The following is a 12394-nucleotide window of genomic DNA, read 5'->3' on the forward strand; positions in this document are numbered from 1 at the left end:
AAATCGTCTCGGGACGATTTTATAAATCGAAATATCATGAATAGAAAGAGAAAAAAAGAAAACGTACCCATCATCAAAAACAGTGTGTTCGAACACAGAATCAGTAAAACAACATTATCTACAGAAAAACAGATGTTAGCCAACTGACAAAAAATAAAAATGATCTGTAAACACCTTAAATAAATAACAGAATGAATACCGACCAAAAACAATCGCCAACTCCTTTTCATTGGTGGGGAGTATGCTTATTATGTGTTATGTTCTTCATCGGAACATACAACGTGTATGGACAACAGGCTGCAAAGACAGTATCCGGAGTTGTAAAGGATGACACAGGAGAACCCATCCCGGGTGCAGTTGTATCGATCAAAGGTTCTACACAAGGAACTATGACCGATATAGACGGACTTTACAAAATTGAAGTTAATCAGGACAAGGCAACTTTAGTGTACAGCTTTATCGGCTATCAACCGAAAGAGATCGTATTTGACGGCAAAACAAAAGTGATAGATGTTGTATTGTCCGAATCGGAACAGCACCTCGAAGAGGTTGTAGTCATTGGTTATGGAGCTGTAAAGAAAAAAGATCTAACTGGATCAGTCTCACACATAGGACGCGAGGTGATGGACACTAAAGTCGCAACCAATGCAGTCGACTTCCTTAAAGGCAACATAGCCGGAGTAAATGTCAGCATAGATAACGGTGCATCGGGAGGCGGAAGTATACAGGTACGTGGTCCGGCATCACTGAAAGCCGGCACATCACCGCTGATAGTACTTGATGGTACTATATTTTACGGAAATATCTCAGATGTAAATCCCAATGACATAGAGAGTATAGATGTTCTCAAAGACGCCAGTTCTACTGCTATTTACGGATCTAAAGGTTCAGCAGGTGTGATTATAATATCCACGAAGAAAGGGAAATCCGAAAAACCAGTCATTAATGTTAGCGCACGCTTAGGGGTCGCCAAAGTAGGAAAGCTGCTGTCGGCAACAACTCCAGAGCAATACCTGCAAAGGCGTGTGGACTATTTTAAAACAAATGACTATTTCACACCCGAAGGCTCAGGCAAAAAAGGATTGGGATATTATGACAATCCTGACAATCTGCCCTCGGGAGTTACTAAAGAAGATTGGGCTGGATATGACCCTTCGTTCTCAGGCGACTATACGGAAACATGGCTGACCCGTATTCAGTTGACCAATGCCGAAATATTGAATTACAAAGCAGGCAGAACAACAGACTGGCTCGACCTGATGTTCAGAAATGCTTTCCGTCAGGATTACAGTGCATCTGTATCAGGCAAATCTAAAACGACTAATTATTATGTATCTGTAGGACATACCGATAACGAGGGATATAAATTCGGAGATAATTATAAGACAACCCGTGCACGTGTCAATCTGGATACTGAAATTACAAAATGGTTAAAGATCGGAGTAAATTCTCAATTTTCGGATAGAGACAACAGTGCTATCGGAATAGATACCGGACAAGCGTATGTAATGAGCCCATATGCTTCAGCATATAACGAAGACGGTTCTGTTAAACTTTATCCGACCGACGATGCACGTGTGGCAAACCCGCTGTTAGCAAACAGTGTAGATAAGAAATTTTATAGAACTCAAAATCTGAATGCTACTATCTACGGTTTGGTGACATTACCTTATGGTTTTACTTTCCAGACTAATTTTAATAACCGGTACGGATGGAGAAAGCAATACTATTATACATCCGAACTTATACCGGGTCAGCCAGCAGGAGGATCTACCGAAAGAAATGAATATTCGGATTATGAATGGGTAGTAGACAATATGCTGAAATGGAACTACAAATTGAAAGACATACATCAGTTTGACGTTACCCTTGTAGCCAGCTCCGAAAAATATCAATTTTGGAATACAATAGGAACTAATAAAGGATTCCAACCCAACGGAGACCTTGGATATCATAATACCTCGGGAGGCGAAGAACCTAAAATATCAGCAAATGACGAAGTACAAACAGGTAATGCTCTTCTTGGACGTTTGAACTACAGCTTATCCGGAAAATATTTATTGACGGCATCTATCCGCCGTGACGGATTCTCTGCCTTTGGTGCAAATAACGCTTATGGAACTTATCCTGCTTTTGCCGCAGCATGGAGACTGAGTGAAGAAAGTTTTATTAAAAACAAGGTTTTGGATAATCTTAAACTGAGATTCTCGTGGGGTGAAAACGGAAACAGAGATATCGGACGATACAGTGCTCTGTCGAAACTGAATATTTCGAACAACATTATCGATGGAGAAGATGTCACAGGATTATGGACAGATAATCTATCGAATAAAAAACTGAAATGGGAAAGGACTCAGGCTGCAAATATCGGTATCGATTTCTCGATATACAACGGACGCCTGAGCGGTATTATAGACCTTTACTCGAACAAAACGACCGATCTTATTCTGATGCGGGCTTTACCGACTATTACAGGATTTAATTCGGTTATCTCAAACTTGGGACAGGTCAATAATAAAGGATTCGAAATAACGTTAAGCAGCCTCAATCTGGATATACCTAAGAAAATGAACTGGACATCGACCTTTATCTATAGTACAAATCAAAACACCATAAAACATCTGTATGGCAATATGGTTGATGTAAAAGACAAAGAAGGAAATATAATAGGACAGCGCGAAGCCGATGATATCCAGAACGGATGGTATATCGGTCATGATATCAATGCTGTATACGATTACAAAATGATCGGTATATGGCAGCTTGGAGAAGAAGAGGAAGCCAAAAAGTATGGTAAACAGCCGGGAGACCCCAGATTATTTGATGCAGATGGAGACGGAGTGATAACCGAAAGCGACAAACAGTTCTTAGGAACAACAAGTCCCCGATACCGCATGTCGTTAAGAAACGATTTCACATTCTTCAACTGCCTCAATCTGGCATTTGTATTGAGAGGAGAATTCAATTATTTAGGCAAAGACAATACCGCGCGTAACGAAGGCAACCGATATTTCAATACTTCAAACTCGGTATGGAATAAGTACTGGACGCCTGATAATCCATCTAATGAATATGCACGCTTAGGCTCTAACACGTCAGATCCTACCGTAAACATTTACAAAAAGAGAGATTATGTACGTCTGCAAAATATGTCGCTTGGATACATTGTTCCTAAGAAATTCTTACAGCGATTTGCCGTCGACAATCTTAAGCTGAGTTTTAATATCGATAATGCATTTGTGATAACCAACTGGAAATATTACGATCCTGAAGTAGCAGGTACATCCCCACGTATATTCACATTCGGTATAGATGTCACATTATAAGGTTAATTATAAAAAAATCAAGAAATGAAAACAAATATAAAATACATAACTAAAGGGCTTGTGCTATCGCTTACACTCGCTTTCACAACATCTTGTGTTGATCTTGATCCGGAGCCGCTTTCTTTTTATGCTCCCGAAAATACATTCGTCAACAAGGAAGGTTTTGAAGCCGGACTAGTGAGTTGCCGCAAACAAATAAAATGGGAATGGTACGGAGATGCTTTCGGATCGGGATCATGCGGAACTCCCATTGTTTACGAATTTGCATGGTCTGATATGTCGATAATAGGGTCTCCCGAAACCAAGGAAATACATAACATGGAAACCCAGTTGACACCTACTACAAATGCTAATCTGCATCTTCGTTATTGGGAACTGGCATGGAACGGCATTAAATATGCCAATACAATCATATCCCGGCTGAACGGAGCGGATTTTTTGACGGAAGAAGATAAGAATCAAATACTTGCCGAAGGATATTTTCACCGGGCATACTGGTATTACTTATTGGCAAATCAGTGGGGAGATGTTCCTCTGATACTTGAAGAGATAACCGAACCAAAGCTCGATTTCTATACGGCATCAAGAGCAAAAGTCTTGCAGCAAATGAAATCAGATATGGAATTTGCCGTACAATGGCTACCTGTAAGTGTAAAGCGTGGATGTGTAAACAGAGCCGCCGGAGAACATTTGCTGACAAAATTATACCTTTCGGCAGGAGAATTTCAGAAAGCAGCAGATGCAGCAACCCGCTGTATAAACGACAATGGTTTGTCTCTTATGAAAAACCGCTTCGGGGTGAATGCTTCAAATGCTTCACTTGATGTATATAACGATCTGTTTAAAGAAGATAACATTAGCGATGTAGCCAACAAAGAGGCCATACTTGTAGTTCAAGAACGTTACGGGCTATTGGGTACAGCCGTAAGCGGCGGATCTAACCGCATGAGAAATATCGTTCCTTACTGGAGCAATGGAGCTGCAGTAAAGACACCCGACGGCAAACAAGGTACAACATATGATGCTGGTCCTTATGACGGGTACGAACAAGTTGCGGAACTGGGTCGTGGACTAGCCAAAATACGTCCGACAAACTACAGTCAGTACGAACTATGGAAAAACAGCGGAACAGATATTCGCCGCAATGATAATAACTGGTACGATATATCGAAACTTGTTTATAACAGACCTAAATCAAAAGGAGGAAGCGAAAGCTGGTTCGGTAAACCGGTTGACCGGACTTATGTATCGGATACAATACGAAGCTATTTCTCTTTTCCAAAGACTAAAGTACTGATTTACAAAGACGACATAAACAAAGGCAAAATTCCGGTCGGAGGATTTACGGATGTTTACGTATTCAGATTAGCCGAAACTTATCTGTTGAGAGCCGAAGCATACTTCTGGTTGAACAATATGCCGAAAGCGACTGCCGATGTAAACGCAATCAGAGAAAGAGCCAACGCTCCTCTTTTATCATCGGTTACTTTAGATGATATTCTGGACGAACGGGGACGGGAGCTCTATCTCGAAGAACACCGTAAAACCGAATTGACCCGTATTGCATACATCAAAGCCCAACTCGGACAAGATGGATACTCTTTGGCTAATTTCAGCGAAAAGAACTGGTACTATGACCGTATAATGAAGAAAAATAACTTTTTCAAAGAACAGTATTTCTATTCGACCAATGCTTATGTTATGAAACCATATCATGTATTGTGGCCTGTACCTCTTACAGCGATAACCTCCAATACTCTGGGGCATATTAATCAGAATAAAGGATATCAGGGATCGGATACCAATATTCCGCCTGTAGAATAATAAACACTTAAATTCTGAGTTCCTGACGACCAGCTTTCGAAAAAGCAAAGTCGTCAAGAACCTATAAATAACATAATATGATAAAAAAAGTTTCAGTATTAATTATTGTTCTGCAGGCTTTAATAGGGCTGCAGGCGCAAGTCACACTGTCGGACGGTAGCCGGACTAACGATTTTTCGTTAGTCGGAGGAGAGAAGCCAAAGATCTACATTGATGACAGTGACTTTGAGGTTGTAAAAAACGCAGCAAACCTGTTCTCGGAAGATATTCGCAGAGTAACAGACACGAAGATTGAGGTAAAGTCTGTCAATTCATCCCTTTCCGGCTACAGCATTGTAGCCGGAACTCTCGGACACAATAAACTTATAGATCAATGGGTTTCGGAAAATAAGATAAATACATCCAAACTTACCGGAAAATGGGAATCATACCTCATACAGGTTATTGATAATCCGGCGAAAGGGGTAAAAAAAGCGCTCGTTATCATAGGCAGTGATCGTCGGGGAACTGCATATGGTGTCTTTAAAATATCCGAAACAATAGGCGTTTCGCCTTGGTACTGGTTCGCCGATGCCCCTGTGACAAAGCATAAAAAATTGGCAATAAATGTAGAACGAATTCAATCGCACGAACCATCGGTAAAATACAGAGGTGTATTTTTGAATGATGAAGACTGGGGATTGCTTCGCTGGGCAAAAAAAACATACGAGCCCGACAGAGGTAATATCGGCCCTAAGACATACGCCAGAATATGCGAACTACTTCTTCGTTTGAAAGCAAATTATCTGTGTCCTGCAATGCACGAAGCTTCAACAGCCTTCAACCAAATACCGGAAAATAAACTTGTAGCCGAAAGCTATGCAATAGCAATGGGATCGACTCACCCCGAACCTTTATTGTTCAATAATGCCAGCGAATGGGATACAAAAACCATGGGTGAATGGAACTACGAAACCAACAAAGCAGGAATCAATAAGCAGTTGAGAAAACGTGTGGAGGAAAACTCCCCCTACGAAAATGTTTATACCCTTGCTTTGCGTGGTTTACATGACAGGGCTATGGCAGGCAGCAACGACATGAGCGAACGTGTCAAAAATCTGGCAGCGGCATTAAAAGACCAACAACAGATATTATTGGATGTAATAAAGAAACCATCCTCTGACATACCTCAGATTTTTGTCCCTTACAAAGAAGTTTTGGATGTGTATTCTCATGGATTAGAGGTTCCTGACGATGTTACCATTATATGGGCGGATGACAACTATGGATATATGAAACGGCTGAGCGGTCCCAGAGAACAAAAAAGAGCTGGACGATCAGGCGTTTACTATCATGTATCTTATCTGGGTAAACCTCACGATTATCTTTGGCTCGGATCAACACCGCCAGCCCTTATGTACGAAGAATTAAGAAAGGCATACGATACCACAGCCGACAGGGTATGGCTACTCAACTGCGGAGACCTCAAGCCAAACGAATTCCTTGTAGACCTGTTTATCAACATGGCTTACGATATAAATAGTTTCAGCTATGATAATATACATACATATCAGGCAAAATGGCTGAGTAACCTTTTCGGTCAGAAATATTATGACAAATTTCTGGATGTGACTAATTCGTATTACAACCTGGCATTTGCACGTAAACCAGAATTAATGGGATGGGGCTACCAATGGTCTACCCAAAAACATGGGAAAGAACGAAATACCGATACCGATTTTTCTTTCTCGAACTACAAAGAAGCAGACAGCCGTATCAGCGAATACGACCGTATAGGAAAAATTGTTTCAGGCATCATGGCAGAAATGAACACAAACCAAAAACCATCTCTGTACCAACTACTGTACTATCCGGTAAAAGGCTCGGAACTTTTGAATAAAATGATACTGAACGGACAGAAAAACCGATTGTACGCATTACAGGGCAGAGGGAGTGCCAATACTCTGAAAACCGAGGTTAAGGCCGATTACGACAGCCTACAAGCCATAACCGATGGCTATAACTCTCTCCTCAACGGTAAATGGAACCAGATGATGACAACCAAACAAGGTTTTGCCGCCGCATATTTCGAAATGCCTAAGCTGGATTCGGTAGAGTTGGCAAACACAGCCCGACTTGGAATAATGCCGGAAGGACGTGATGTATTCAAAAGCAGCGAAAGTTTTTATTCTCTGCCTTCATTCAATACATATACCAAGCAATCATATTATTTCGACATATTCAACAGTGGTTCGCAGAAATTAAACTGGAAAGTATCCCCTTCGAATGATTGGATAAAAGTAAACCAAACATCAGGTAATACCGACCTCGAGGACAGAATCTGGGTTTCTATAGACTGGAGCAAAGCTCCTAAAGGAGACAGGGTTACAGGAAACATCGAAGTCACCGCTGGAAACGAAAAGGAAAATATACTTATCTCGGTATTTAACCCTGTTTCACCTTCATTGGCAGAAGTAAAAGGTATTTATATGGAAGACAACGGCTATATTTCGATTGATGCAGCAGGCTATCACCGTAAAATCGAAAATGACGATATCAAGATCAGACATATACACAATCTCGGATTTGAGCACGAATCTGTACAATTGGGAGACCCTGTTGCACCGATGCAGAAAACATCCGGTAATAATGTACCTTCTCTTGAATACGATTTCTATACATTCCAACACGGGTCGGTAGATGTATACACATACACTTTACCCACATTTCCGCTGACTCCCGAAAGCGGATACGCAGGACACGAATCGACTAATATCGAAACAAAATACGGAGTATGTATAGATGACGGCCCGGTGATGACGCCTACAACATCATCATTCGAATATGCTCAGGCTTGGTATGAAAATGTGTTGAGAAACTGTTCTATCAAAAAGACAACATTACATCTCAATAAACCGGGTACACACACAGTAAAGATACTTTGTGGAGATGCCGGTGTAGTGGTTCAGAAAATCGTACTGGATTTCGGCGGGATGAAAAGGTCTTATATGGGACCACGTCCAACGCTTGTTTCAGGCTATTAAGAACTCATAATTTCATATAAAAAATAGACTCCGGTCGGGATACTAACAAATTCCGACCGGAATTTATAATCATACTATCTGTTTTTTATCCATCGGGTAAAGCAATCTTTAAGGTCTGAGACCTTAAAGAAATGCTCCTGAAATAAAAACCCTTAATAATAAAACACTAATATGTGTAAACAAGAAGAATTAAACAGTTACTAAATATGTCTCTTAGATTATTAACTATATGTATCGGACTCCTCGTTGTATACACGGGATACGCGGCAAAAGATTCTTTAGGAACAGATGCCAGCGTGTCAATAAAAGTGCCGGGTAATCCTTCCTCAGAATATAAATTAAAAAGAACAGGAGAAAATAATACTCAATACAAAATGGTGGCAGATAAGCCAATACCGTTGAGCATTGTTATCCGCGAAGCCGAAAACGGGAATAAAACCCGTATAAGAGTATCAATCACGTCTGATAAAGACACTTATTTCAATTACTCTCAACTTATACCGACTTCTTATCCACATGGTAACTGCCAGTTTCTGATGCCCGGATTCTGGTATCGGCACAATCTGCTATCTCCTAAAGAAGCTCCGTCTTTTCATACTTCATCAAGCTGGATCGTAAGAGAAGATCGATTAAGTACACCTCTCACCGGTATTTATAATGAGAAAGATGGTTCATATATAACAGTCTCACGCATCGATTCTTTTTTATATGATGCTCTAACCACTCACAAAGAAGGAGAAGTTATCGTATCAGGTAAAACATCCATAGGTTTCACCGGCTTCGAAGAAATAAACGGCAATGCTAGCTTATCGTTCGGATACCCCTTCCGTGAAGCACCTAAAAGCTATATCCGTAAATTGACGCTAGCTCCCTCAATAAAAGCTTATCAGGAAATAAAGAAGGGCGAAACAATAGATCTGGAATGGGAAATTACAAGAGGGCAAGCTCCCGATTATTCAGATTTTGTAAAGCAGGTATGGGAATATAGCTACGACACGTACAAACCTCAGCCCCTTGCTCCACAGCAGACTTTTACGCCGCAACAGATGAAAGAGAGTATAGTTTCGTATTTCGCAGAGAGCTTTGTCGGTGATAAGCAACTTAAATTCTCATCAGGCGCACATCTTAAAGTTGCCGACTGCAAAAAAAACGGAATTGCAGAAGTAGGTTTTATCGGGCGTGTACTCCTCAACGCATTCAATGCATATGAATATGGAGAATCGAACCATCGGACAGATCTCGTAAACAACAGTAATCAGGTATTCGACAGCTACCTGAAATATGGATTTACAAAGAACGGATTTTTCAGAGAATATGTAGACCAGGACAAAGGAACCGAAACTGATGTATTCAGTATAAGAAGGCAGTCGGAAGGTATTCATGCTATATTCCATTACCTGCAATATGAAAAAAATAAAGGAAGGAAACACCCCGAATGGGAAACCCGGATAAAAAATATTTTAGACAGAATACTTTTCCTGCAAAATGAGAATGGAAGTTTTCCCAGAAAGTTCAAAGACGACTTTAACATTGTGGACAAAAGTGGCGGCAGTACACCTTCGGCTACCTTACCCTTGGTGATGGCTTATAAATATTTCGGAGACGAAAAATACCTGAAAGGAGCAAAAAAGACAGCCAATTATCTGAAAACCGAACTGATAGACAAAGCAGATTATTTTTCATCGACTTTAGATGCCAATTGCGAAGACAAAGAAGCATCACTATATGCTGCCACGGCAACTTATTATCTGTCACTTATTGCTAAGGATAAAGAACGGGCTTATTATGCAAATCTATGCAAAAAGGCTGCTTATTTCACATTATCGTGGTATTATGTATGGGACGTTCCCTTTGCAAAAGGGCAGATGCTAGGAGATATAGGTCTCAAAACCCGTGGATGGGGAAATGTCTCGGTTGAAAATAACCACATAGATGCTTTCATATTTGAATTCGGATCTGTTTTAGATTGGCTTTCAATCGAATTTAACGAACCCCGATTCAGCAATTTTGGGAGTGTAATACGCTCGTCAATGAGCCAGCTGCTGCCATGCGAAGGTCATTTATGCGGTGTTGCCAGAACCGGATATTATCCGGAAGTTGTACAGCATACCAATTGGGATTACGGTAAAAACGGTAAAGGTTTTTACAACGATATTTTTGCTCCCGGATGGGTGGTTGCTTCTCTTTGGGAGTTAATGAGCGCCGGAAGAGCCACCGGATTTCTAGAAAAAAGATAACTAACCATTAAAACTATATAAGATGAAAAAAATTTCGTATTTACTTATTTTTCAAATGATAGTATTCTGCGCTTATTCGCAAAGCTACGATCTGAAAAATTTTCCGAAAGGATCTCAGCCTAAAGAGATTGGTATCAAATTAACGGAAAGATATCTTCAGACACCACACTCGTTTTGGGGATATATCAATTCAAAAAACAAAGTGACATTCATAACTTATCCTGATGTTTGCCTGTGGCTGGGTGGTCTGTGGTTTACGAAGTCCATCAACGACGATAACCTGTATAACCAACTGATAGACCGCTTCGATCCTCTGTTCACGACTCAGAAAGATCTCTTGCCAAGCATGAGGCCCAAGGAACATAACGTTGTGGATTTTTATGTATTCGGGGCGGTGCCGTTAGAAATATACAAAAGAAATAAAGATTCCAAATATCTAGAACTGGGGCTGAAGTATGCCGACCAGCAATGGATATTACCTGAGAATCCGAACAATACTGAAAAAGAATGGCACGATAAAGGTTATTCGTGGCAAACCCGTATCTGGATAGATGATATGTTTATGATAACAGCTGTTCAGGCTCAGGCATATCTTGTTACAGGAGACAAAAAATACATAGATCGTGCATCACGTGAAATGGTTTTATATCTGAAAGAAATACAACGCCCCAATGGATTATTCTATCATGCGCCAAATACCCCTTATTTCTGGGGACGGGGCAATGGATGGATGGCTGTAGGCATGGCCGAAATGTTAAGAATACTCCCCAAAGATGATCCTCACAAAGGGCAAATAAAAGCAGCATACCTGAAAATGATGGAGACACTACTGAGATATCAGGGATACGACGGCATGTGGTCTCAAATTATAGACGATCCTAATTCATGGAAAGAAACATCATCAACTGCCATGTTTACCTATGCCATGATTATCGGGGTGAAAAATGGCTGGCTGGATAAAAAAACATACGGTGCCGCCGCACGCAAGGCATGGCTGTCACTACTGACCTATCTGAATGAAGATTACAATATCCGTAATGTATGCGAAGGTACGGGGGCTAAAAATGATTACCAGTACTACCTCGACCGCAAAAAGCTGACAGGTGATCTGCACGGACAGGCTGCTCTATTATGGTGTGCCTACGGATTGAGCAGTAATTCCAAATAGTTTTTTCAGTTCTAAAAATCATACTTTATCTATCTAAATCCAAGCGGTCAATAACCTTCTCATTTTATTGACCGCTTTTTCAGCTTTATAAATTATCTATATAGAAATTTCATTTGTCTACCAAACAATATGGTCTACCGACAGTTATTAATAGAGTAGCTGACAAATATTACTTTTTCCATTTTTTATAATAGAAATATGATATTTAATATATTTGTAGAATTATACTAAAGCTTATTAGAGATGTCTTTTAGATCTAGTAAAGAAAAACATAAAGAATTCAATCGCTTTTTTCAGGTTTATTATCCGAAAGTCAGAGCTTTTGCCGAAAGTATTTTAAAGTCGGAAGAAGAGGCCAAAGATGTTGCTCAGGAAATTTTCCTTAAACTATGGGACAAGACCGATATATGGATGGGACGGATTGAAAGCTGTTCGCCCTATGTGTATTCAATAACCAAAAATCATATTTTTGATTTAATAAAGCATAAAAAAATAGAACGTCGGTACCAAGAAAACATAAGCACTTCGCTTCTTTCCGAATTAGATATCACAGATCCCTACTCCGAGATTTATGCTAAAGAACTTCATTTATTAATCAGCCTAGCCTTAAAACAGATGCCCGAAAAAAGAAGGCTTGTTTTTGAAATGAGCAGATTTGAAGGAAAGTCAAATAACGATATTGCTCAGAACTTAGACCTTTCAGTACGTACAGTAGAACGGCATATATACCTTGCTTTGGGTGAATTAAAAGATGTAATTCAAGGAGCCGGAAAGGATAGTAAAACCTAGAATACAGCAAAAAAATAAAAATTTTGC

The 12394-nt window shown here is 40.2% G+C and carries 6 protein-coding genes; all 6 read left to right on the forward strand.

From position 1 onward, the window contains the following. Positions 1–191 precede the first annotated feature (191 nt). Entirely contained in the window at positions 192–3326 is a 3135-nt protein-coding gene (locus tag AABJ51_RS08995) for a SusC/RagA family TonB-linked outer membrane protein (protein WP_338375690.1), read from the forward strand. Between the two features lie 24 nt (positions 3327–3350). Next, on the forward strand, positions 3351–5150 hold the full coding sequence (locus AABJ51_RS09000; RefSeq protein WP_338375692.1) for a RagB/SusD family nutrient uptake outer membrane protein: 1800 nt from the start codon (positions 3351–3353) through the stop codon (positions 5148–5150). 77 nt (positions 5151–5227) lie between these two features. Beyond that, positions 5228–8173, forward strand: a complete 2946-nt coding sequence (locus tag AABJ51_RS09005) for a glycosyl hydrolase 115 family protein (RefSeq protein ID WP_338375695.1) — start codon at positions 5228–5230, stop codon at positions 8171–8173. A gap of 206 nt (positions 8174–8379) precedes the next feature. Continuing rightward, on the forward strand, positions 8380–10410 hold the full coding sequence (locus AABJ51_RS09010; RefSeq protein ID WP_338375697.1) for a glycoside hydrolase family protein: 2031 nt from the start codon (positions 8380–8382) through the stop codon (positions 10408–10410). Positions 10411–10432: 22 nt separating this feature from the next. After that, positions 10433–11578 (forward strand): glycoside hydrolase family 88/105 protein, encoded by a 1146-nt coding sequence (locus tag AABJ51_RS09015; RefSeq protein ID WP_338375699.1) that lies wholly within the window; start codon positions 10433–10435, stop codon positions 11576–11578. A 243-nt stretch (positions 11579–11821) separates the two neighbouring features. After that, a complete protein-coding gene (locus tag AABJ51_RS09020) occupies positions 11822–12367 on the forward strand; it encodes an RNA polymerase sigma-70 factor (RefSeq protein WP_338375701.1) in 546 nt (181 codons plus the stop codon). Positions 12368–12394 lie beyond the last annotated feature (27 nt).

Origin of the sequence: Indolivaga capnocytophagoides (assembly GCF_036511535.1) — a bacterium.
Lineage (GTDB): Bacteria > Bacteroidota > Bacteroidia > Bacteroidales > Dysgonomonadaceae > Dysgonomonas_A > Dysgonomonas_A capnocytophagoides.